Annotated in this window: 21 protein-coding genes and 1 tRNA gene; 14 read left to right on the forward strand and 8 right to left on the reverse strand. The window is 62.8% G+C overall.

Going from position 1 to position 22,960, the window contains the following annotated elements:
• Positions 1–68: 68 nt before the first annotated feature.
• A complete protein-coding gene (gene pta / locus Q7U49_RS10180; protein WP_304764155.1) occupies positions 69–2,120 on the forward strand; it encodes a phosphate acetyltransferase in 2,052 nt (683 codons plus the stop codon).
• A gap of 36 nt (positions 2,121–2,156) precedes the next feature.
• On the opposite strand, the gene Q7U49_RS10185 is transcribed toward pta, so the two are convergent.
• From Q7U49_RS10185 to Q7U49_RS10205, 5 genes are all read right to left on the reverse strand, one after another.
• Positions 2,157–2,786 carry a DUF2894 domain-containing protein gene (locus Q7U49_RS10185; protein WP_304764156.1) on the reverse strand — a complete coding sequence of 210 codons (630 nt, stop codon included), beginning with the start codon at positions 2,784–2,786 and terminating at the stop codon, positions 2,157–2,159.
• Positions 2,783–3,421 (reverse strand): OmpA family protein, encoded by a 639-nt coding sequence (locus Q7U49_RS10190; RefSeq protein ID WP_304764157.1) that lies wholly within the window; start codon positions 3,419–3,421, stop codon positions 2,783–2,785. Before Q7U49_RS10190 ends, Q7U49_RS10185 begins: the two co-directional genes overlap by 4 nt.
• On the reverse strand, positions 3,421–5,316 hold the full coding sequence (locus Q7U49_RS10195; protein WP_304764158.1) for a hypothetical protein: 1,896 nt from the start codon (positions 5,314–5,316) through the stop codon (positions 3,421–3,423). The genes Q7U49_RS10190 and Q7U49_RS10195 overlap by 1 nt, the downstream gene beginning before the upstream one ends.
• On the reverse strand, positions 5,309–6,025 hold the full coding sequence (locus Q7U49_RS10200; protein WP_304764159.1) for a DUF3348 family protein: 717 nt from the start codon (positions 6,023–6,025) through the stop codon (positions 5,309–5,311). Before Q7U49_RS10200 ends, Q7U49_RS10195 begins: the two co-directional genes overlap by 8 nt.
• 121 nt (positions 6,026–6,146) lie before the next feature.
• Positions 6,147–6,231: transfer RNA gene (locus Q7U49_RS10205), tRNA-Leu, on the reverse strand.
• A 37-nt stretch (positions 6,232–6,268) separates the two neighbouring features.
• On the opposite strand from Q7U49_RS10205, the gene cysM reads away from it, so the two are divergent.
• The 11 genes from cysM to serA all read left to right on the forward strand — a co-directional run bounded on the left by cysM (position 6,269) and on the right by serA (position 15,531).
• The gene (gene cysM, locus Q7U49_RS10210) at positions 6,269–7,171 is read left to right on the forward strand and encodes a cysteine synthase CysM (RefSeq protein WP_304764160.1); all 903 of its coding nucleotides are present in this window, start codon (positions 6,269–6,271) and stop codon (positions 7,169–7,171) included.
• 35 nt (positions 7,172–7,206) lie between these two features.
• The gene (locus tag Q7U49_RS10215) at positions 7,207–7,434 is read left to right on the forward strand and encodes a sulfurtransferase TusA family protein (RefSeq protein WP_304764161.1); all 228 of its coding nucleotides are present in this window, start codon (positions 7,207–7,209) and stop codon (positions 7,432–7,434) included.
• A gap of 112 nt (positions 7,435–7,546) precedes the next feature.
• On the forward strand, positions 7,547–7,894 hold the full coding sequence (locus Q7U49_RS10220) for an iron-sulfur cluster assembly accessory protein (RefSeq protein WP_304764162.1): 348 nt from the start codon (positions 7,547–7,549) through the stop codon (positions 7,892–7,894).
• Complete coding sequence (sufB, locus tag Q7U49_RS10225) at positions 7,891–9,327, forward strand: Fe-S cluster assembly protein SufB (RefSeq protein ID WP_304764163.1); 1,437 nt, start codon at positions 7,891–7,893, stop codon at positions 9,325–9,327. Before Q7U49_RS10220 ends, sufB begins: the two co-directional genes overlap by 4 nt.
• Positions 9,324–10,109, forward strand: a complete 786-nt coding sequence (gene sufC / locus Q7U49_RS10230; RefSeq protein WP_370653993.1) for a Fe-S cluster assembly ATPase SufC — start codon at positions 9,324–9,326, stop codon at positions 10,107–10,109. The genes sufB and sufC overlap by 4 nt, the downstream gene beginning before the upstream one ends.
• Positions 10,106–11,431: a Fe-S cluster assembly protein SufD gene (gene sufD / locus Q7U49_RS10235; protein WP_304764164.1), complete on the forward strand. Its 1,326-nt coding sequence runs from the start codon at positions 10,106–10,108 to the stop codon at positions 11,429–11,431. The genes sufC and sufD overlap by 4 nt, the downstream gene beginning before the upstream one ends.
• Positions 11,428–12,678, forward strand: a complete 1,251-nt coding sequence (locus tag Q7U49_RS10240; protein ID WP_304764165.1) for a cysteine desulfurase — start codon at positions 11,428–11,430, stop codon at positions 12,676–12,678. Before sufD ends, Q7U49_RS10240 begins: the two co-directional genes overlap by 4 nt.
• Positions 12,675–13,163 (forward strand): Fe-S cluster assembly sulfur transfer protein SufU, encoded by a 489-nt coding sequence (sufU, locus tag Q7U49_RS10245; RefSeq protein WP_304764166.1) that lies wholly within the window; start codon positions 12,675–12,677, stop codon positions 13,161–13,163. The genes Q7U49_RS10240 and sufU overlap by 4 nt, the downstream gene beginning before the upstream one ends.
• 33 nt (positions 13,164–13,196) lie before the next feature.
• Positions 13,197–13,757: a NifU family protein gene (locus tag Q7U49_RS10250; RefSeq protein WP_304764167.1), complete on the forward strand. Its 561-nt coding sequence runs from the start codon at positions 13,197–13,199 to the stop codon at positions 13,755–13,757.
• A gap of 37 nt (positions 13,758–13,794) precedes the next feature.
• Positions 13,795–14,259, forward strand: coding sequence for an Rrf2 family transcriptional regulator (locus tag Q7U49_RS10255; RefSeq protein WP_304764168.1), 465 nt, complete (start codon positions 13,795–13,797; stop codon positions 14,257–14,259).
• A 33-nt stretch (positions 14,260–14,292) separates the two neighbouring features.
• The gene (serA, locus tag Q7U49_RS10260) at positions 14,293–15,531 is read left to right on the forward strand and encodes a phosphoglycerate dehydrogenase (RefSeq protein ID WP_304764169.1); all 1,239 of its coding nucleotides are present in this window, start codon (positions 14,293–14,295) and stop codon (positions 15,529–15,531) included.
• A 25-nt stretch (positions 15,532–15,556) separates the two neighbouring features.
• On the opposite strand, the gene Q7U49_RS10265 is transcribed toward serA, so the two are convergent.
• The 3 genes from Q7U49_RS10265 to ahpC all read right to left on the reverse strand — a co-directional run bounded on the left by Q7U49_RS10265 (position 15,557) and on the right by ahpC (position 21,069).
• Positions 15,557–18,628, reverse strand: coding sequence for a valine--tRNA ligase (locus Q7U49_RS10265; RefSeq protein WP_304764170.1), 3,072 nt, complete (start codon positions 18,626–18,628; stop codon positions 15,557–15,559).
• Positions 18,629–18,730: 102 nt separating this feature from the next.
• The gene (gene ahpF / locus Q7U49_RS10270; protein WP_304764171.1) at positions 18,731–20,338 is read right to left on the reverse strand and encodes an alkyl hydroperoxide reductase subunit F; all 1,608 of its coding nucleotides are present in this window, start codon (positions 20,336–20,338) and stop codon (positions 18,731–18,733) included.
• Between the two features lie 167 nt (positions 20,339–20,505).
• Positions 20,506–21,069 carry an alkyl hydroperoxide reductase subunit C gene (gene ahpC, locus Q7U49_RS10275; protein ID WP_304764172.1) on the reverse strand — a complete coding sequence of 188 codons (564 nt, stop codon included), beginning with the start codon at positions 21,067–21,069 and terminating at the stop codon, positions 20,506–20,508.
• 215 nt (positions 21,070–21,284) lie between these two features.
• Here ahpC and yaaA point away from each other — a divergent pair, with 215 nt between their 5' ends.
• Both yaaA and queF read left to right on the forward strand, forming a co-directional pair.
• The gene (yaaA, locus tag Q7U49_RS10280; RefSeq protein WP_304764173.1) at positions 21,285–22,064 is read left to right on the forward strand and encodes a peroxide stress protein YaaA; all 780 of its coding nucleotides are present in this window, start codon (positions 21,285–21,287) and stop codon (positions 22,062–22,064) included.
• On the forward strand, positions 22,061–22,906 hold the full coding sequence (gene queF, locus Q7U49_RS10285) for an NADPH-dependent 7-cyano-7-deazaguanine reductase QueF (protein ID WP_304764174.1): 846 nt from the start codon (positions 22,061–22,063) through the stop codon (positions 22,904–22,906). The genes yaaA and queF overlap by 4 nt, the downstream gene beginning before the upstream one ends.
• Positions 22,907–22,960 lie beyond the last annotated feature (54 nt).

Below are 22,960 nucleotides of genomic sequence, written 5' to 3' on the forward strand. Positions count from 1 at the left end.
ATGATGCAGTGCACAATTTATACGTCAGTTGACTGGCGGATTGGCACCCATCAGCGGAGTTTTTCCTCATGCGTTCGTATTTCGTCGCGGCGACACAGCCCAATGTCGGCCTCACTTCGGTTTCACTGGGTCTCTTGCGGGCACTGCAACGGCGCGGACTGAAGGTTGCATTTGTCAAACCCGTCACCAAGCGCACGCCAGACACCGAGCCGTCGGTGCTGTTCGCACGCGACATTTGCAAGGTCGCGAACACGCCCAACCCCATGCCCATGAGCTTGGTGACACACTACGTCACCACGGGAAAAGCCGACGACTTACTCGAAGAGATGGTCAGCCTGGCGATGTCCTGCACCGACGGGGCCGATGTGCTGGTGGTCGAGGGGATTCATGCCGATCCGATGCTGGCGTTCATTCCGCGGCTGTCAGCGGACATCGCCAGAAGCCTGCAGGCGGACGTGTTGCTCGCTGCCAGTGGTGCCGACGCCGAGGGCATTGCACAGACCCGCTACATGATTGCCCAAGTGCGCCAGGCGGGACGCAAGGTGGTGGGCGTGATCTTCAACCGCGCGGCGGCCGACTTTGATCAAGCCGCCGTCGCCGGGCAGCTGGACGGCGTGCCGATCTGGGGCGTCATACAGAACAATCCGGCGCTGTCGGCACCGCGCACCCTCGACGTGGCCCGCTTCCTGGGCGCCGAGGTGATGATCGAGGGCCAGATCGCGACCCGGCGCGTGCTCGACACCGTGCTGGCGGCGCGCTCGGTCACCGAAGTCATTCCGCGCCTGACACCGGGCGCACTGGTGATCAGTGCCGGTGACCGCGACGACGTCATCCTGGCCACGGCGCTGGCCGAAAGCAACGGCATCGAACTGGCCGGTCTGGTGCTGACGCATCACAGCTTCATCAGTCCGCGCATCGAGCGCTTTGGCTCACGCGCCTTTCACAGTGGCTTGCCGGTGTTGCGCACCGATGGCGACAGTTTCGAGACCGCCGCGCGCATCAGCCGTTTGCCGCTCGCGGTCCCGCTGGACGATTTGGACCGCATGGACACCGTCATCGACAGCCTGGCCGAACAACTGGACGGTGACGCCATCTGTGCCGGCCTGGAGCTTGCTGCCTCGACCCGCATGTCGCCGCCGGCCTTCCGTTACCAACTGATCCAGAAGGCACGCGCCGCCAACAAACGCATCGTGCTGCCCGAAGGCGATGAGCCGCGCACGATTCGCGCCGCGGTGATTTGCACACAAAAGGGCATCGCGCGCTGCGTGCTATTGGGCAAGCGCACGGTGATCCAGTCGGTCGCCGACTCGCTCGGCATCGAATTACCGCCGGGGCTGGAGATCCTGGAACCCCATCTGGTGGCTGAACGTTATGTAGCACCGATGGTGGAGTTGCGCAAAAGCAAGGCGCTCACGCCGGGGCAAGCCCTGCTGGCACTGGAAGACAGCGTGGTGCTGGGCACCATGATGCTGGCGCTGGACGAAGTCGACGGTCTGGTCAGCGGCGCGGTGCACACCACGGCCAGCACGATTCGCCCCGCCCTGCAATTGATCAAGACAGCCCCGGGTTCGAGCATTGTTTCGTCGTGCTTCTTCATGCTCATGCCGGAGCAGGTGCTGGTTTACGCCGATTGCGCGGTCAACCCCGACCCGACGGCCCGGGAACTGGCCGAGATCGCCAAGCAGAGCGCCGACAGCGCGCGCGCCTTTGGCATCGAGCCCAAGGTCGCCATGATCAGCTACAGCACCGGGGTTTCGGGCGCAGGTGACGACGTGGAAAAAGTCCGCGTGGCCACCGGGCTGGCGCGAACCCAGTGGCCCGAGCTGGTGATTGACGGCCCGATGCAGTACGACGCCGCCACGGTGCGCGAAGTGGCTGCGCAAAAGGCACCTGGCAGCGCAGTGGCCGGCCAGGCCACCGTGTTTGTGTTCCCCGACCTCAACACCGGCAACACCACCTACAAAGCGGTTCAGCGCTCGGCCAACGTGGTGTCGGTGGGCCCGATGCTGCAGGGCTTGCGCAAGCCGGTGAATGATTTGTCGCGCGGCGCCTTGGTGGACGATATTGTTTTCACCATCGCCTTGACAGCCATCCAGGCGCAGGCCATGGCGCAAGCATGAGGCGGGTGCGCTCAGTGGCCTGACCCGGCTCACCGCTTATTTTTTGACTGCTTTCGCCCGCGACGATTTTTTGGCCGGGGCCGGCCTGGCTTGGCCACTTTGATCAAGGCACAGCAGGGCGTCCGCGTAACACATGAAGCGGTTGAGGTAATCAGGCGAGATCTCGCGCATCAAGGCCAACGACGCCAGCACCAGCCGATGCGAATTGATGGGGCCGGCATTCTGAGGCCCCTGCCTGAGCGCCTTGGCCACTTGCCTGTCGACACTGAGTTTGGACCAGGTATTGCGGAACTGGCGCACGCTTTTGAGCTCGGGTCGTGAGCGGGTCGCGCTCTGCAGCACACCGCTCTGGCTGGTATCAGCCTGCTGCTGCGCGTGTTGTGCGATATACCGGGTCAGCTCGCGCAGCGACGCGCCCGGCGCACGGCTTTCCTGACCCACGCTGGCCGGAGATGCCTCGCGCTGCGCCAGCTCAAAGCGCCTTTGAAAAGTCTGCAGCGCTTGTCCCAGCCGGACATCCAGCAGACGCCTGACCTCACCCTGGTGCCTGCCGGCGCGCTCCAGCAGCGCCTGCAGGTAATGGCAAGTCACCGGGTCATGCTGCGCCGCGCCGGCCAGGCACAGGTCAGCCAGTTGCGCTTGGAAGTCCCGCGCCGGCGCACTCATGGCTTGGCAGGGGCGACAGGCGTGGTTTTGGGCACGGGCGCCATTTCAACGCGCCGGTTCTGCTGGCGCGCTGCCTCGTCGCTGTTGGGGGTGACCGGTTGCTCGGCACCAAAGGCGGCGGCAAACACCATGGACGAGGGCATGCCCTCATCGATCAAGGCGCGTGTGACCGTCAGGGCGCGTTGGGCCGACAGTTCCCAGTTGTCGACAAAACGCGAGTTGCCTTCGCGGATCGACCGGTCATCGGTGAAGCCACTGACCATCAGCAGTTCATCGCGCGAGGCCAGGTAAGCCCGCAGCGGCATCACCAGGCTGTTGAGCAGTTGCCGCCCCTCGGGCTGCAACTGGTCGGAATTGAGCGCAAACAGCACGCGGCCACTGATGCCGATGCGCCCGTTGTTCAAGGTGATGCGCCCCGCAGCCAGCGGAATCGCCAGGGCTTTCTCCAGCGTCATGCGGCGTTGCTCCTCGACCTTGCGTTTGTTGATTTCGGTTTCCAGGCTGGTGGCCAACTCCAATTGAACCCCCAACACGGCCACCAGAATCAGCACAAACGCGCCCAGCAGGCCCGACATCAGGTCGCCAAAAACGGCCCAGACCGGCGCGGTTTGCTCAATGCCTTCGCTGTTGTCCATCAGCTCACCGCTTCAGCCGCCAAAGCCTGGCGGGCCGGGAACTGGCGCAGTTCGTCAAAAATTTCCTTTTGCGACATCAGGCTCAGATCGATGATTTCACGGGCCTGGGCCACGTAGTAGGCGAGCTGGTCGTCGCTGCGCGCCATGGATTTGTCCAGCGCAGCTTCAATGCGTTGCAGTTGGCCCACCAGCTTGGCGTTGGCCTCACTGAAGGCGCTCACTGCAAAACCCAGGGCATCGCTGAGGCTGGCCACGTCCACCGCGCTGCTGCCGACCTGGGCGGCCACGTTTGAGAGCTTGGCGGTCTGCTGGCCGACCTGCGCGGCGAACTGGTCGCCGGTTTGCTGCAGCGCCCCAGCCGAAGAGGCCACCAGCGAATCGATCACCGCGCGCTGCTCAAGCGACGCATGGTTGATGCCCTCAAGCAAGGCATTCAGGGTAGCCATGATGCGGCTGCGCTCCTCCAGCAGTTCGTTGTCACGCGCCACGCTGTTTGAGATCTCCTGGCGCAATTGGCCGATGACAGCGGCCGCGGCGCGTGGTGCTTCCGAGGCGGTTTCAATGAGGTGTTTGATCGGGTCTTCGAGCGCCGTGCCCAGCGTGCTCAGGTGGCTGGTCAGTGCGGTCTGCAAGTCGCCCAGGCGCGCCACGGCGGCATCGCCACGTTGCGCCTCCTCGATCCGCAGTGCACCCAGTTCGGTCTGCAACAAGCTGGCCAGCTGGTCCATGCGCGCGCCATGCTGCGCCAGCCATTGCGCCTCCGCGTCGATGCGGGAGCGCGCCAGCGCCTCGGCACTGTTGGTCAGACGCTGGAGGTCACTCAGCGTGCTGCCGGCGCTGGCTTGCGCGTTGGCGGTGACCTGCTGGGCGGTCTGGGCCAGCACCGTGCAGATGGCCTGCTGCTGCGCCAGCGCCTGCGCGCCAAACCGCTCAGACAAGCCGTCGAGTTGCATTTGCGCGGTGGTGATCACGCGTTCGTGCAACGCCCTTGCCTCGCGGGCCATGCCCGACAAGGCGGCCTCGACCACCGGTTGGATGCGCTCGCCAGCCACGTGGGCGCTTTGCATCAGGCTGTCCTTGAGCGATTGGTCCACCGAAGCGGCCAGCTCGCGGTACATGGCCTTGACCTCGCCGTGAAAACCTTCCTGATTGCTCAGCAGGCGCTGGTTCAGTTGCTGGCTCAGCTGGTCCATCTGCGCCATCATCAGCTGCAATTGGTCCACCACTGCAGGCAGGGCGTGGGCCTGATATTGCAGCGCCTGGTAGGCTTCTTGGCGCTGATGGGTCAGTGAAAAACCGCGCAAGACGGTCGCAATTTTGCCGTCCAGCAGCTGGCTCGTCAGCATTCTTTCGCGCCGGCTCAGCGCCGACATCAGGCCCAGCATGGCCGACGCCGCGACACCCGCCACCGAGGTGCCAAACGCCAGCCCCAGGCCCTGAATGGGTGCCGCCAGCGCGCTGCGGATAGCCTGCAGGTCGGTGGTGCCCTGCAGCGAAAACGCGGCGCCATTGAGCGTCACGACCATGCCCAAAAACGTGCCCAACATGCCCAGCATCACCAGCAAACCCACCAGATAAGGTGTCAGTGCGGGGCCGGGCAAACCGATGCGTTCGCCCTCAACGCGCAGCCGTACCGGGTTCTGCAGCGAAGGATGCAGGTGCTTGAGCCAGTCACCCAGGTTCGGTAGTGACTCCGGAATGGCTGCCAGCGCCTCCGACAAACGGGTCGTGGCCTGGCGAAATTGGCGTAGCTCCAGGGCGCCGAAGCCATAAACCACGGCAATCAGCGCCGTCACGGTCAGCGCCAAGGGATGTGCCAGCACAAACCCGACGCCAACCCAGACGATGGCCATGGCGCCCGACAAAAAGGCGCCTGTGAACAGATATTTATTCATTGATCTTGTGTTGTCCCGTGATTGATTCCAGCTGGCAAGCCTCGATGAGGCCCAGCACCGGTTGCATGCGAAGGTCCAGTTCAGCGCGCAGCAGCGTTTGCAGTTCCTGGCAAAAGTCGGCCAGCCACTCCGTTGCTTGCTCACGCCCTTGGCGCAAATGCTTGAAGCGTTTTTCGAGCAGCGAGGGCAGTTTCTGGAGCAACCGGCCCTCGCGCTCGCAGAGAATGCCGTCGAGGGCGGCGTCCAGTGCGGCCAGTTTTCGGAGCCTGGGCGAGGACTGACCCAGGACCTCCCGCACATGGACGCGCAGGGGCGACAGCTTTAATTCGATCTCGCGTTGCTGCGCCTGGTAGTGGCGACGGTAGGGCTCGTAGGCAAACGCAGGGTCATTGAGCGTATCGACTTCTGGCGCGGACAGTTCTTTGGGTAGCCGCCCGATCGAACTCACCAAACCAGCCTGCACGCGCTCAAACGCCTTGTCCAGTGCCAGGCGCTGGCCGGATGTCACGCCTTCGGGCATCCCGGACGGGCCGGACGTGCTGGCGTTGTGCACCGCCGACAGGGTGATGGCGTCGGTAAAGCTGACCCACTGGCCCAGCTTTTCAGCAAATGCGTCACCTTGCTCGACCGTGTCCAGCAAAGACAGTTCGGCGAGCACACGAACGAGTTCGGCGCTGTGAAAGCTGGTACGCGTCAGGGCTCGCGTCATGGGCAGGTTCGATAAAACATGAAATTTTTTGGGGCAAGAACCCAAACGCTTGGTTTGGTTGCCAGCTTGCGATCCATGGGTGGCTACGACAACGCAGCGAATCAGGGAGATGTCGCAATCATGGTGCCCGGGGCCGGAATCGAACCGGCACTCCTTTCGGAGGGGGATTTTGAGTCCCCTGCGTCTACCAATTTCACCACCCGGGCAACGCTTTGAGGCCCGAATTATGGCACAGTGCGGGTTATGAAATATTCCACCATCGAAGATTTGATCGGCAAAACCCCTCTGGTGCGCCTGCAGCGGATTGGGGCCGCGGAAAATGCCGCGCGGGGCAACGTCATTCTGGGCAAACTGGAAGGCAACAACCCGGCAGGGTCGGTCAAGGACCGGGCTGCCATGTCAATGATCCAGCGCGCCCAGGAGCGCGGTGAGATCACCCCGGGTGACACGCTGATCGAGGCGACCTCGGGCAACACCGGCATCGCGCTGGCCATGGCGGCAGCCATCAAGGGTTACCGCATGGTGTTGATCATGCCCGAAGACCTGTCGATCGAGCGCGCGCAGACCATGAAGGCGTTCGGCGCCGAGCTGATCCTGACGCCCAAAAGCGGCGGCATGGAATACTCGCGCGACCTGGCCGACCAGATGGCGATTGAGGGCAAGGGCCACGTGCTGGACCAGTTCTCCAACGCCGACAACCCGCGCATCCACATCGAGACCACCGGGCCGGAAATATGGTCAGCCACCAAGGGCAAGATCACCCATTTTGTCAGTGCCATGGGTACCACCGGCACCATCACCGGGGTCTCGCAGTACCTCAAAAAGAAGAACCCGGCCATCAAAATCATTGGCGTGCAGCCCACCGAAGGCTCACGCATTCCGGGCATACGCAAGTGGCCGCAAGCCTATTTGCCCAAGATTTACGACCCCACCCATGTCGATGAACTGCTCTATGTGAGCCAGGAAAATGCCGAGGAAATGTGCCGTCAACTGGCCCGCGAAGAAGGCATCTTTGCCGGAATTTCAGCGGCTGGGGCCTGCTGGGTGGCACGGGAAATAGCCCAGCGGGAGAAGCATGCGACCATTGTCTTCATCGTCTGCGACCGGGGCGACCGCTATCTTTCTACCGGCGTCTTTCCGGCCTGAGGCCGCGCAGCGCCACAAAATTTCAGGAATCCAGCATGCACATCGACAAAGAAATTGACACCCGTGGGCTGAATTGCCCGCTGCCCATTTTGAAAGCCAAGAAGGCCCTGGCCGAGCTGGAAAGCGGTCAGGTGCTCAAGGTGATCGCCACCGACAGCGGCTCGCTGCGCGACTTCCAGGCCTTTGCCAAACAAACCGGCAACGAGTTGCTGGACCAGCAGACCGTGGGCGTGGAATTCATCCACGTGATGCGCCGACGCTGACGCGCCGGTTGCGGGGCTGACCGCCTCTTCCCCCTATTCCCATTGCTGGATTTCAGAGGACATGGTGCATTTTCTATAAGGTGTATTTAAAATACATCTAAAGGAGAATCTCATGACCTCAATCACCTTGACACCGGCGGCGGCCGCGCAAATTCGCAAGCAGATTGCCAAGCACGGCAGCGGCAGGGGTTTGCGCGTGGGCATCAAGCCCGTGGGTTGCTCAGGCTATGCCTACACCTACGCGCTGGCCGAAGACATCCGCGATGACGAGCAACGCATCGAAGCTTTTGGCGCCACGCTACTGGTCGCCACCGAGCATCTGGCAAGTCTGGAAGGCGCGTGCCTCGACTTTGTCACCGAGGGGCTGAAGCAGACTTTCCAGTTTGACAACCCCAACGTCGGCATCACCTGCGGCTGCGGCGAGAGCTTCAGCCTCAACACCAAGAAGGTCGCCGTATGAGCGCCATCCTTGACAAGCTGGTCAACCAGCCCTACCAACATGGCTTTGTCACCGACATTGCATCGGACGTAGCCGCCAAGGGTCTGAGCGAAGACACCATCCGGCTGATCTCTACCAAGAAGAACGAGCCGGACTGGCTGCTGGAATTCCGCCTGAAGGCGTATCGCCACTGGCTGACCATGACCGAGCCCGAGTGGGCCAACGTCAAGTACCCGAAGATCGATTTCCAGGCCATCAGCTACTACGCCGCACCCAAACCCAAGGCCAAACTCAAGAGCCTGGACGAAGTGGATCCAGAGTTGCTGCGCACCTTCGAGAAGCTCGGTGTGCCAATGCACGAACGCGCGGCGCTGGCCGGTGTGGCCGTGGATGTGATCTTTGACAGCGTCTCGGTCACCACCACCTACAAGGCCAAACTGGCTGCGGTCGGCATCATTTTTGGCTCAATCTCCGAGGCGGTGCAAACCCACCCGGAGCTGGTCAAAAAGTACCTTGGCACGGTGGTGCCGTCGGCCGACAACTATTACGCAGCGCTCAATTCGGCGGTGTTCACCGACGGCTCGTTTTGCTACATCCCCAAGGGCGTCAAGTGCCCGATGGACCTGTCCACCTACTTTCGCATCAACACCCAGGACACCGGCCAGTTTGAGCGCACCCTGATCGTGGCCGAAGAAGGCGCGTCGGTGTCGTACCTGGAAGGCTGCACCGCGCCGCAATTCGACACCAACCAGCTGCACGCGGCCGTGGTGGAACTGGTGGCGCTGGACAACGCCGACATCAAATACTCCACCGTGCAAAACTGGTATGCCGGAGATGAGAATGGCATTGGCGGCATCTACAACTTTGTCACCAAGCGCGGCGTGTGCAAGGGCGTCAACTCGCGCATTTCATGGACCCAGGTGGAGACCGGCTCGGCCATCACCTGGAAGTACCCGTCGTGCATTTTGCTGGGCGACAACTCGGTGGGCGAGTTCTATTCGGTGGCGGTCACCAACCACCACCAGCAGGCCGACACCGGCACCAAAATGATCCACATCGGCAAAAACACGCGCAGCACCATTGTCAGCAAGGGCATCTCGGCGGGCCAATCGAGCAACAGCTACCGGGGTCTGGTCAAGGTGATGCCAGGGGCCACCAACGCACGCAACTACTCGCAATGCGACTCGATGCTGGTGGGGGCCAAGTGCAGCGCCAACACCTTCCCCTACATCCAGGTGCGCAACCCCAGCGCCCGCGTGGAGCACGAAGCCTCAACGTCCAAAATTGGCGAAGACCAGATGTTCTATTTTGCCCAGCGCGGCATTGGCGCCGAAGAAGCGGTGTCGATGATCATCAATGGTTTTTGCAAGGACGTGTTTCAACAACTGCCGATGGAGTTCGCGGTTGAAGCCACCAAATTACTCGGATTCAAACTGGAAGGGAGCGTCGGATGATGATTCAAAATAGCCCAACTCTGCTGGAGGTGCGCGGCCTGCGCGCCAGCATCAATGGCACCGAAATACTCAAAGGCCTGGACTTCACCGTCAAGCGCGGCGAAGTGCACGCCATCATGGGGCCCAACGGCTCGGGCAAGAGCACGTTTGCCAAGGTGCTGGCGGGCCACACGGCCTACGACGTGACGGGTGGCGAGGTGCTGTTCGAGGGCAAGAACCTGCTCGAGATGGCCCCTGAAATGCGGGCCCGTGCCGGCGTGTTTCTGGCCTTTCAGTACCCGATCGAAATCCCCGGTGTTGGCAACAGCCAGTTTTTGCGCTTGGCCTACAACACGGTGCAGGCCGAGCGCGGCCAAGAGGAGCTGGACCCGCTGGAGTTTGATGACCTGGTGCGCGAGAAGATGAAATTGCTCGAAATGAGCCCCGATTTTCTGCAACGCAGCGTCAACGAAGGCTTCTCCGGCGGCGAGAAAAAACGCAACGAGATTCTGCAAATGGCACTGCTGGCGCCCAGCCTGGCCATCCTTGATGAGACCGATTCGGGACTGGACATTGACGCGCTGCGCGTGGTCTCTCAAGGTGTGAACCACCTGGCCAGCAAGGACAACGCCATGGTGCTGGTCACGCATTACCAGCGCCTGCTGAACTACATCGTGCCCGACTTTGTGCATGTGATGAGCGCGGGGCGCATCATCCGCACCGGCGGCAAGGAACTGGCGCTCGAACTGGAAGAACGCGGCTACGACTGGATTGAAGCCGAGGCCGCCGGAGTGCTGGCATGAGCAGCGGCACCGCATTGGCCACCGACGAAGGTGTGTTGGGACGCCTGCTCGCCAGCCTGACACTGCCGCCGGGCAGCGCCGCCCCGAGCCAGCCGGACTGGCTCAAGACCCTGCGCAGCCAAGCGCTGGAGCGCGCAGGCACACTCAGGCTGCCCAACACCCATGACGAGGCTTGGCGCTTTACCCCGCTGGCCAAGTTTTCCAGCCAGTCGTTTCAGCCGCTGCGCGCACCCACCGTCTTGCAGCCCGACGACATCGCCCATCTGACCCTTCCGGAAGCCACAACGCGGCTGGTGTTTGTCGACGGTCTCTATGCGCCACAGCTCTCCAGCACCCGCCCCGAGACAGGTCTGGTGCTTGGCACGCTGGATGCCATGCTGGTCACCCAGGCGCCTAGCCTGGAAGCGCATCTGGGTCAGCACGCCAATGCGGACACCTTGTTTGCCGCACTCAACACCGCTTTTCTGCAAGACGCTGCCGTGCTGGTCGTGCCGCGTGACAGCGTGCTGGCCGCCCCCGTGCATGTGCAGTTCATTTCGACCCAGCCCGGGGTCGCCAGCCACCCGCGCCTGTTGCTGGTGGCCGGTGCCTGCAGCCAGCTAACCGTGATTGAAGACTACGTGGCACTGCACGCCGGCAGTTATTTCACCAACGCTGTGGCCGAAGTGGTACTGCAAGCCCATGCACAAGTCACCCATGTGCGCCTGCAGCGCGAGAGTGCGCAGGCCTTTCACCTGGCCAGCTGCGCGGTGTCGCTCGGCGCTGCCAGCCGCTACCAATCGGTCGGCATCAGCCTGGGCGCTCAGATTTCGCGGCTCGATCTCAGCGTGCGGCACACCGCCGAGGGCGCGCAGTGCACCCTCAACGGCCTGGCGCTGATCAGCGGCGAACAGCTGGCAGACACCCACAGCTTTATCGACCACGCCAAGCCGCACGGCACCAGCCGCCAGTTGCACAAATGCATTGTGGGTGGCACGGCGCACGCGGTGTTCAATGGCCAGGTGATGGTGCGCCCCGGCGCGCAACAGACCGATTCGGCGCAGTCCAGCCGCAACCTGCTGCTCTCGAAACAAGCGCAGGTCAACACCCAGCCGCAGCTCGAAATTTTTGCCGACGACGTGAAGTGCACCCACGGTGCCACCGTGGGCCAGCTTGACAGCGAAGAAGTGTTTTACCTGCAAAGCCGCGGCCTCTCAGAAGGGGTGGCGCGCAATCTGCTCACCTATGCCTTTGGCGCCGAAATCATCAACCACATTCCGGTCGCTTCACTGCGCCAGCAGCTGGAGCAAACGGTGCTGGAACAAACCACGGGCCAGCCATGAGCCACCCACCCACCCCCGTTGCGCCCGTCGCCTTTGACGTGGCCCGCATTCGCGCCGACTTTCCCATCCTCCAATTGGCCGTGGCGGGCAAGCCGCTGGTCTACCTGGACAACGCGGCCTCGAGCCAGATGCCGCAAGCGGTGATCGACCGGCTGGTGCGTTACCAGACCCATGAGCACGCCAACATCCACCGCGCGGTGCATTATTTGTCCGAGACCGCGACGGCCGCCTACGAGGCGGCGCGTGTCACGCTGCAGCGCTTCATCAACGCGGCCGAGGCGCGCGAGGTGATCTTCACCAGCGGCACCACCGAGGGCATCAACCTGGTGGCGCAGAGCTGGGGCCGCCAGAACATCAAGGCGGGCGACGAAATCATCTTGACCGTGCTGGAGCACCACTCGAACATCGTGCCCTGGCAAATGCTGGCGACTGACAAAGGCGCCACGATCCGCGTGGTACCGATGAACGACGCCGGCGAGCTACAACTGGATGCCTATGAGGCGCTGTTCAACGAACACACCCGCCTGGTCAGCGTCGGCCATGTCTCGAACGCGCTGGGCAGCATCCACCCGGTGAAAGAAATGATTGCCTTCGCCCACGCCCACGGTGTGCCGGTGCTGGTCGACGGCGCGCAGGCCGCGCCGCACCTGGCGGTGGACGTGCAGGAGCTGGATTGTGATTTTTATGTGTTCTCGGGCCACAAGCTGTGCGGGCCGACCGGCATCGGCATCTTGTACGGCCGCGCCGCGCTACTGGAAGCCATGCCGCCATTCAAGGGCGGTGGCGACATGATTCACACCGTGAGCTTTGAGAAAACCACCTACGCCCCGATCCCGAACAAGTTCGAGGCCGGCACGCCGCCGATTGCCGCCGCCATCGGGCTGGGCGCCGCCGTGGACTACCTCAACACCATCGGCATGGCCACCATTGCTGCGCATGAGCATGCCCTGCTGCGTGATGCCACCGAGCAACTGGCCGCAACGCCCGGCGTGCGCCTGCTGGGCACGGCGCAGCACAAGGCGGCGGTGCTGTCCTTTGTGCTGCAGGGCATTCACCCGCACGACGTCGGCACCCTGCTCAACCAGGAAGGTGTGGCGGTGCGCACCGGCCACCATTGCGCCCAGCCGCTGATGGCGCGCCTGGGTGTGGCCGCCACCTCGCGCGCATCGTTTGCGTTTTACAACACCCACGCCGATGTCGACGCCCTGGTGGCCGGCATCCGCACGGTTCAAAAGGTGTTCGCATGAGCGCAGATCCCAAAGCCCTGTACCAGGAGGTGATCCTGGACCACAACCGCAAACCGCGCAACTACGGCGAGCTGAGCGACGCCAGCCACCATGCCGAAGGTGTCAATCCGCTGTGTGGCGACCACATCCACCTGGCACTCGACATCCAGGACGACACCATCACGCGCATCGCCTTTCACGGTGAATCGTGCGCCATTTGCAAGGCCTCGGCGTCGATGATGACCACGATGGTCAAAGGCAAACACACGGACCAGGCCAAGACCCTGATCCACGAATTTGTCGACATGGCCACCGGCCGCATGGCCGCCGAGGCCAGCCCGCACATCGGCCGGCTGGCGGTGTTTTCAGGCATCAGCGCGCTGCCGATGCGCGTCAAATGCGCGATCCTGCCATGGCACACCTTGCAGGCGGCTTTTCATGCCGAGGCCCGCACCTCGACCGAGGCCGACGCCGACCCGATGCAGACCCCGCTGGGCGATGCCTGAGGCGCACGGCCCAACCCACCGGACCCCACCACCATGCCCAAAATTGTTGACATCGATGCAACCCCCAACCCGAATGCGCGCAAATTTTTGTTGCGCGAACCGCTGAGCTGGGGCATTGCGCATTCGTATGAAAACGCCGAGCAGGCGCAGGGTGATGCACTGGCCAGCGCGCTGTTTGCCATTCCCCATGTGTCCAACGTTTTCTATATCGACAGCTGGCTCACGGTCACGCAAGACGGCCAGGCTGACTGGGACCCGTTGTTGCGCGAGATTGCCGTACCGGTGCGTGCCGCACCCGCCGCCACTGCGCAGTCGGCGGCCGCTGTGTTTGCCGCACGCGCCAGCGTGGCCGACCTGAGCCCGGAGGACAAACAGCGCCTGGACGACATCGAGCTGCTGCTCGACCAGCAGATCCGGCCCTACCTGCAAAGTGATGGCGGCGACCTGCATGTGCTGTCCTTGTCGGGCAATCAACTCGTGGTGCATTACCAGGGGGCGTGCGGCACCTGCCCGAGTTCGATTTCCGGCACGCTGCAGGGCATTCAGAATCTGCTGCACACGCTGGAGCCCGACCTCGAAGTGATTGCCGCCTGATGCCACACGGCCCCACACGGACTACCGGAAGACCCCTATGCGCCTGACCACCATGAGCGACTACGCGATGCGCCTGCTGATGCACGTCGGACAGCACCCCGGGCGCCTGTGCACCATTGCGGAGGTGGCACGCGCGCATGACATTTCCGAGGCGCACCTGACCAAGATCACGCACCAGCTGGCGCTGGCGGGGTGGCTTGCGACCGTGCGCGGCAAGGGCGGCGGCATGCGCCTGGCGGCACCGCCTCAACACATCGGGCTGGGTGCCGTGGTGCGCAGCATCGAGCCGGATTTCAACCTGGTGGCGTGTCTGGCCCCGGACAGCAGCTGCCAGTTGGCCAGCAGTTGCCACCTGACCGGCATCATCAACGGCGCGCTGCAGAGCTTCATGCAATACCTGGACCGTTACACGCTGGCAGACCTGCTGGCACCCGTTGCCCCGGCCGGCGACCAGGTGCTGCCGCTGAACTTTCACAAACACACCAAGCTGGCCACACCGTGATGCCATTTCTTGGCACTCCCATTTCCTTTCCCCATGATCCAAAAATCCATTGCCCTGTCGGTCCCGAAAAGTGCGCTCAAAGCCGTTTTGCTGGAGGGTGTTCACCCCTCCGCCGTGGAGTCGCTGCAACAGGCCGGCTACACCCGCATCGTGACCCACGCCAAGGCGCTCGCGGGCGACGAACTGCAGGCAGCGCTGCTTGACGCCCACTTTGTCGGCATCCGCTCACGCACCCAGCTCAGCGCCGACGTGCTGCAACAGGCGCAGCAACTGGTGGCCATTGGCTGTTTTTGCATCGGCACCAACCAGGTCGACCTGAAAGCCGCCACGCGCCTGGGGCTGCCAGTTTTCAACGCGCCGTTTTCCAACACCCGCAGCGTGGCCGAACTGGTGCTGGCGCAGATCATCATGCTGATGCGTGGCATCCCTGAAAAAAACGCCATCCTGCACCGCGGCGGCTGGGTCAAGAGCGCGGCCGACTCGTATGAAGTGCGCGGCAAGACGCTGGGCATCATCGGCTACGGCCACATTGGCACGCAGATTGGTGTGCTGGCCGAACAGCTGGGCATGCGCGTGTTGTTTACCGACATCGAGGCCAAGCTGCCGCTGGGCAATGCGCAGGCCATGAGCCTGGAGGCGCTGCTGGGGGCGGCCGACGTGGTCAGCCTGCATGTGCCGGAAACCCCCGAGACCGCGGGCATGATCGGCGCGGCGCAACTGGCCGCCATGAAACCCGGCAGCCACCTGATCAATGCCTCGCGCGGCAGCGTGGTCGACATCGACGCGCTGGCCGCGGCGCTGCAAAGCCGCCATCTGCACGGCGCCGCGATCGACGTTTTTCCAGTCGAGCCGCGAGGCAACGATTCGGCCTTTGTCTCGCCGCTCACGCGTTTTGACAACGTGATCCTGACGCCGCACATTGGCGGCTCGACGCTGGAGGCGCAAGTCAACATCGGCACCGAAGTTGCTGCCAAGCTGATTCGCTACAGCAGCAACGGCTCCACCACCTCGGCCGTCAATTTTCCTGAAGTGGCGCTGCCAGCGCACACCGGGCGCAGCCGCTTGCTGCACATTCACCGCAACGTGCCCGGCGTGCTGGCGCAGGTCAACGAGCGGCTCTCGAAGGCGGGCATCAACATTGCCGCGCAATACCTCAGCACCAACGAAACCGTGGGCTACGTGGTGATCGACGTCGACAGCACCGCCAGCCGGGCCGCGCTGGATCAGCTTTGTGCCGTGCCAGACACCATTCGCTGCCGCGTTCTTTACTGAGGCAGACCGCAGCGAGCCAGCCGCGTCAGCCCAGCCGCGCCAGCTGGTCCCCGACCTTGGCCACGGTGGCCTCAAAGTCGGCCAGGCGCTTGCGCTCCTGCTCGATCACGGCGGCGGGCGCACGCGCCACAAAGGATTCGTTGCCGAGCTTGCCGTGGGCCTTGACGATTTCGCCCTCCAGCCGCGCGAGCTCCTTGCCCAGGCGCGCTTTTTCGGCGGCCACGTCGATCTCCATGAACAGGCAGATGCGCGCCTCGCCCACCACGGCCACCGGCGCGGCTTGCGCGGCGGCGGCCCAGGCGGCCTCGTCTTCGAACACACGCACTTCGCTGAGCTTGGCCAGCGCCTGCAGCACCGGCGCGGCTTGTGTCATGAACGCCGCCTCGGCGGCAGAGCCGGCAATGGCAAACAGCGGCAGGCGCGTGGCCGGTGACACACTCATTTCACCGCGCAGGTTGCGACACGCGTCCACCAATTGCTTGAGTTTGGCCACATGGGCAATCGCCGCTTCGTCAATGCGCTCGGGCTGACTCACCGGGTAGGCGGCAATGGCCACCGAGGGGCCGGCACGACCCGCCACCGGGGCAATCTTTTGCCACAGTTCTTCGGTCACAAACGGGATGATCGGGTGCGCCAGGCGCTGGATGGTCTCCAGGGTGCGGATCAACGTGCGGCGCGTGGCGCGTTGCTGTGCTTCATTGCCCTGCTGGATCTGCACCTTGGCGATTTCCAGGTACCAGTCGCAGAACTCGTTCCAGACAAAGTCGTAAAGGGTGCTGGCCACGTTGTCGAGGCGGTAGTCGGCAAAACCCTGGGCCACCTGGGCTTCGACCTTTTGCAGCAGGGAGACGATCCAGCGGTCGGCCGCGCTAAAACTCAGGTAACTGGTGCCCGCTTCGCACTCGGCTGCCGTGTGCTCTTTCAAGCCGCAGTCCTGCCCTTCGCAGTTCATCAGCACAAAGCGGCTGGCGTTCCAGAGCTTGTTGCAGAAGTTGCGGTAGCCTTCGCAGCGTTTGGCGTCGAAGTTGATGGAGCGGCCGAGCGAGGCCAGCGAGGCAAAGGTGAAGCGCAGCGCGTCTGCGCCAAAGGCCGGAATGCCCGCCGGGAATTCCTTTTCGGTGTTCTTGCGCACCTGGGGCGCGGTCTCGGGCTTGCGCAGGCCCTCGGCGCGCTTGACCAGCAGTTCGGGCAGGCCGATGCCGTCGATCAGGTCGACCGGGTCCAGCACATTGCCCTCGCTCTTGCTCATCTTGTGGCCCTGGGCGTCGCGCACCAGGCCGTGGATGTAAACGTGTTTGAACGGCACCTGGCCGGTGAAATGGGTAGTCATCATGATCATCCGGGCGACCCAGAAGAAGATGATGTCGTAGCCGGTGACGAGAACGCTGCTGGGCAGGTAGAGGTCAATGTCGTTCAGGCTGTTGGTGTTGGCCCCGCTTCCGGCCGAGCCGGAACCGCCCTTGCTCATACTCGCTGCGCTCGCCAAATCGCTGCGTCCGGTCCCGACTCGCCCGGAAGCTGCATCGTCGCGCCCGAGCCCGCCTTGCCCCAGCGCTGCGTTGCTGGTTTCGGGCCAGCCCATGGTGCTGAACGGCACCAGTGCGCTGGAGTACCAGGTGTCGAGCACATCCTCGTCGCGCTTGAGGGTTTTGCCAGGGGCTTGCGCCTGCGCGTCCGCCTCGTTGCGCGCCACGTAAACCTTGCCGTCTTCGTCGTACCAGGCCGGAATCTGGTGGCCCCACCAGAGCTGGCGGCTGATGCACCAGTCCTGGATGTTGTTCATCCACTGGTTGTAGGTGTTGACCCAGTTCTCGGGCACGAACTTGACCTGGCCGGACTGCACCGCGTCGATGGCTTTTTGGGTGATGGATTTGCCGGTGGGGTCTTGTTCAGACACTTTCGACATCGCCACAAACCACTGGTCGGTCAGCATCGGCTCGATGACCTGGCCGGTGCGGGCGCAGCGCGGCACCATCAGTTTGTGCTTCTTGATCTCGACCATCAGTTCGAGCGCCTGCAGGTCCTTGACGATCTGCTTGCGCGCTGCAAAACGGTCCATGCCGACATAGGCTGCTGGTGCATTGGCTTCAATCTTGGCGTCCAGCGTCAGCACACAGATCATCGGCAACTTGTGGCGCTGGCCCACCGCGTAGTCGTTCTGGTCGTGCGCGGGGGTCACTTTCACCACACCGGTGCCAAAGGCCTTGTCGACATAGTCGTCGGCGATGATCGGAATGGTGCGGTCACACAGCGGCAGCGTGACGTGTTGGCCGATCAGGTGGGCGTAACGCTCGTCCTCGGGGTGCACCATGGCCGCCACGTCGCCGAGCATGGTCTCCGGGCGCGTGGTGGCCACCACCAGACCGGGCGCCAGTTCGCCATTGACCAGCTGCGGACCATCGGCAAACGGGTACAGGATGTGCCACAGACTGCCGTCTTCCTCTTCGCTTTCCACTTCCAGGTCAGACACGGCGCTCATCAGCACCGGGTCCCAATTCACCAGGCGCTTGCCACGGTAAATCAGGCCTTGCTCGTACAGACGCACAAAGGTTTCGGTCACCGTTTTGGACAGCTTGGGGTCCATCGTGAAGTACTCGCGGCTCCAGTCCACGCTGTCGCCCATGCGGCGCATTTGGGTGGTGATGGTGTTGCCTGACTTTTCTTTCCACTCCCAGACCTTGCTCACGAAGTTTTTGCGTGCTTCCGCCGGGGTCGGGCCCATATCGTGGCGGCTGATGCCTGCGGCTTGCAGCTGGCGTTCCACCACGATCTGCGTGGCAATGCCGGCATGGTCGGTGCCCGGAATCCATGCCGTGTTGAAGCCCTTCATGCGGTGGTAACGCGTCAGGCTGTCCATGATGGTCTGGTTGAACGCGTGCCCCATGTGCAGCGTGCCAGTCACATTGGGCGGCGGCAGCTGGATGCAGAAATTGTCGCCGCGCGCGGCAGCCTCCGCGCTAGGCTGGCCGGTACCGCGTGCACCGGCGATGCCGTAACCGCGCTTTTCCCACTCGGGCCCCCAATGCGCCTCCAGCGCGGCGGGTTCAAACGATTTGGACAGGCTGCTGAGGCCGGGTTGCTGAATGGAGTCGGTCATGGGAGAGGTCAATCAATGACGAACGGCGCCCAACAGGCGCCGCTCAAGGTAAAAGGAGGGGCTGGTCGGGATTTTACCGAGCCAGCCTCAGGCCACTCGAGTTCAGGCCATGGCCGCTTCGGCTGGGGTGGCTGCCGCTGGCATTGCCACCGCGGGCATGCGCATCAGGTGATCAAACGCGCCCAGCGCCGCCTTGGCGCCGTCGCCGGTGGCAATGATGATCTGCTTGAACGGCACGGTGGTGGCGTCGCCGGCGGCAAACACACCCGGCAGCGAGGTCTGACCGCGCGCATCGACCACAATTTCGCCGTGGCGTGAAAGCTCCAGCGTGCCCTTGAGCCATTCGGTGTTGGGCACCAGGCCGATTTGCACGAAAACGCCTTCAAGCTCGATGTGGTGGCTGGCCTCCGTGGCCCGGTCCTTGTAGCTCAAGCCGTTCACTTTTTGCCCGTCACCAGTGATCTCGGTGGTTTGCGCGTTGGTGTGAATGATCACATTGGGCAGGCTCTTGAGCTTGTTGACCAGCACCGCATCGGCGCGCAGCTTGGTGTCGAACTCGATCAGGGTCACATGGGCCACGACACCGGCCAGGTCGATGGCCGCCTCGACGCCCGAGTTGCCGCCACCGATCACCGCCACGCGCTTGCCCTTGAACAGCGGACCATCGCAGTGCGGGCAATAGGCCACGCCTTTGTTCTTGTACTGTTCTTCACCTGGCACGTTGACGTTACGCCAGCGCGCACCGGTGCTCAGAATCACCGTTTTGCTCTTGAGGCTGCCACCATTGGCCAGCTGCACTTCAATCACGCCGTTGGGCTCGGCCGCCGCAATCAGCTTATCGACGCGCTGCAGGTTCATGATGTTGACGTCGTAGGCGCGCACATGGGCTTCAAGGGCCGCGGCAAACTTGGGACCGTCGGTTTCCAGCACCGAGACGTAGTTCTCGATCGCCAGGGTGTCATTGACCTGACCGCCAAATCGTTCGGCCACGATACCGGTGCGAATGCCTTTGCGCGCGGCATACACACCCGCGGCGGCACCGGCCGGGCCACCACCCACGATCAACACGTCATAAGGCGCCTGGGCGCTCAGTTTGGCCGCATCGCGGGCGGCCGCACCGCTGTCGAGCTTGGCGACCACTTCTTCCAGAAGCATGCGGCCCGAGCCAAACACCTGGCCGTTCAAAAACACCATCGGCACGGCCATCACCTGGCGCTCATTGACCTCGGCCTGGAATGCACCGCCTTCAATCACCACGGTCTTGACCTTGGGGTTGAGCACCGCCATCAGCGCCAGCGCCTGCACCACGTCGGGGCAATTGTGGCAGCTCAGCGACATGTAGACCTCGAAATTGAAGTCGCCGTCGAGTGCCTTGATCTGGTCAATCAGGTCCTGTTCGACCTTGGGCGGGTGGCCACCAGTCCAGAGCAGCGCCAGCACCAGCGAGGTGAATTCATGACCCAGCGGCAGGCCGGCAAAACGCAGGCTGTTGTTGGCACCCACACGTTGCAGGCTGAAGGACGGTTTGCGCGCGTCATTGCCATCGGTTTTGAGCGTGATCTTGTCGCTGCGCAGGCCCTGGATGGTCTGCAACAGACTCAGCGTGTCGCGCGAGTTCTCGGAGTCGTCTAAGGAGGCGGTGATCTCGAAGGGTTGTTGTACGCGCTCCAGGTAGGCGCCGAGTTGTGTCTTGAGGGCTTCGTCCAACATGTCTTTCGTTCTTTCGTAATGAAGCGACTTTGAGAACCGGCCTCAGCCAAATGAATGGGCGACTGAGGCCAGAAATGCGCTGGCGAACCTTGTGAGTTCGCCAGCGGGGTGAATATGGTCTTGCAGGGCCGACCAAAGTCGGCCCTGCAAGGCAAGGTCCGGAAACCTTAGATCTTGCCAACCAGTTCCAGCGACGGAGCAATGGTCTTGGCGCCTTCGTTCCACTTGGCGGGGCACACTTCACCCGGGTGCGCGGCGGTGTACTGGGCAGCTTTCAGCTTGCGCAGGGTTTCCTTGACGTCACGGGCAATTTCGTTGGAATGGATTTCGAGGGTCTTGATGATGCCGTCAGGGTTGACGACAAAGGTACCACGGTAAGCCAGGCCGTCCGCGTCGATGTGCACGTCAAAACCACGGGTCAGGGTGTGGGTGGGGTCACCCACCAGCGGGAACTTGGCCTTTCCCACGGCGGGCGAGGTCTCGTGCCAGACTTTGTGCGAGAAGTGGGTGTCGGTGGTCACGATGTAGACCTCTGCGCCCATTTTCTGGAATTCAGCATAGTTGTCGGCTGCGTCCTCGACTTCGGTGGGGCAGTTGAAAGTGAAGGCCGCCGGCATGAAAATCACAACCGACCATTTACCTTTCATGCTTTCGTTGCTGACTTCAACGAACTTGCCGTTGTGAAATGCTTGGGCTTTGAATTCGGGGACTTGCGTATTGATCAAGGACATGAGGGACTCCAGTTTGTGTTGAAAAAATGGTCGCTGCAAGATGTGTCTCACGGCGATGGGGTGAATCATAGCGCGCTGCTATCGCATTCGTGATGCATTGTTTATAAGCTATCGATAGCCAAACTGTATGAGGCAGGCAGCGCGCTAGCCCACGCCAAGCTGCGTATCATCCGGACATTCTTGCGAACATTTTTTTGCGTCAAGCCTTGTCAACCATGCTGTTTTTACTCTCACCCGCCAAATCGCTCGACTTCGATCCGCCCGCCGCTGGCGTGCCGCACAGCCAGCCGCTGTTTGTGCCGCAGGCCCGTGCCTTGATTGACATCCTGCAACAAAAATCACCGCAGGAGATTGCCAGCCTGATGAGCCTGAGTGACAGCCTGGCGGGCCTGAACGTGGCGCGCTACCAGGCCTGGTCACCCAAATTCACGGCTAAAAATGCCAAGCAGGCGCTGCTGGCGTTCAATGGCGATGTCTACGACGGTCTCAACGCCAAGACCCTGACGCCTGACGACCTGGCCTGGGCGCAGGGCCATCTCTGCATTTTGAGCGGCCTGTATGGTGTGTTGCGCCCGCTCGACTACATGCAGCCCTACCGGCTGGAGATGGGCACCCGGCTGGCCAACCCGGGCGGCAAAGACCTGTACCAATTCTGGGGGTCGCAGATCGCCGACTACCTCAACACCCGCTTGGCCGCGGACACCAGCCCGGTCGTGATCAACCTGGCCAGCCAGGAGTATTTCAAGGCAGTCGACCAGAAAGTACTCAAGGCACGGGTGGTCGACTGCGTGTTCGAGGACTTCAAGGACGGCCAGTACAAGATCATCAGCTTTTACGCCAAGCGCGCACGGGGTTTGATGGCCCGTTTTGCGGCCACCCAGCGCCTGAACTTGCCTGAGCAGCTCAAGGGTTTTGACCTCGATGGGTATTCGTTTGCTGCCGCCGAGTCCAGCATCGATCGCCTGGTGTTTCGCCGTCGCCTGGCCCACGTATGAACACGCCCGTCCACTCCCAGCTCGGCCAGCCCACCGTTTATGCCGACCAATACGACGCCTCGCTGCTGTTCCCGATTGCCCGCGCCCCGCAACGCGCCGAGCTGGGCCTGGGCACCCGACTGCCTTTCCTGGGCGCGGACCTCTGGACCGCCTTTGAGCTGAGCTGGCTCAATGCGCGCGGCAAGCCGCAGGTGGCGCTGGCACACATCACAGTGCCCTGCGAGTCGGTCAACATCATCGAGAGCAAATCGTTCAAGCTGTATCTGGGCAGCTTCAACAACACCCGTTTCACCGACGCCGCCGATGTGCTCACCCGCCTGCGCACCGATTTGACCGAGGCCGCCTGGCGCGGCGCTGTGGTGCAGTCCCGCGTTGGCGTCAAGCTGGTGGCCGCCGAATTGTTTGACCGCGAACCGATCGAGGAGCTCGACGGCCTGAGCCTGGACCGGCTTGACCTGGACTGTGATCGCTACACACCCGCCCCCGAATTGCTGAGCTCGGCCACCCTTGAAGCTCCGGTGTCCGAGGTCCTCACCAGCAACTTGCTGCGCAGCAACTGCCCGGTCACCGGTCAACCTGACTGGGGCAGTGTGCAAGTCAGCTACTTCGGTCCGCAGATCGACCAGGCCGGTCTGTTGCGCTACATCATCAGCTTTCGCCAGCACAACGGCTTTCACGAAGACTGCGTGGAACGCATGTTCATGGACATCCTGGCCCGTTGCCAGCCGCACAAGCTGGCCGTGTATGCCCGCTACACGCGCCGTGGCGGGCTCGACATCAACCCGTTTCGCACCAGTTACCCGCAAGCCCTGCCGGCCAACCGCCGCAACGCCCGGCAGTAGCCAGCGCGGGTGCTCACGGCAATAATGCGTTCGGGCAGCTGGAATTGACGCAAC

The organism is Rhodoferax sp. (genome assembly GCF_030653815.1).
In the GTDB taxonomy this organism is placed as follows: Bacteria; Pseudomonadota; Gammaproteobacteria; order Burkholderiales; family Burkholderiaceae_C; genus Rhodoferax.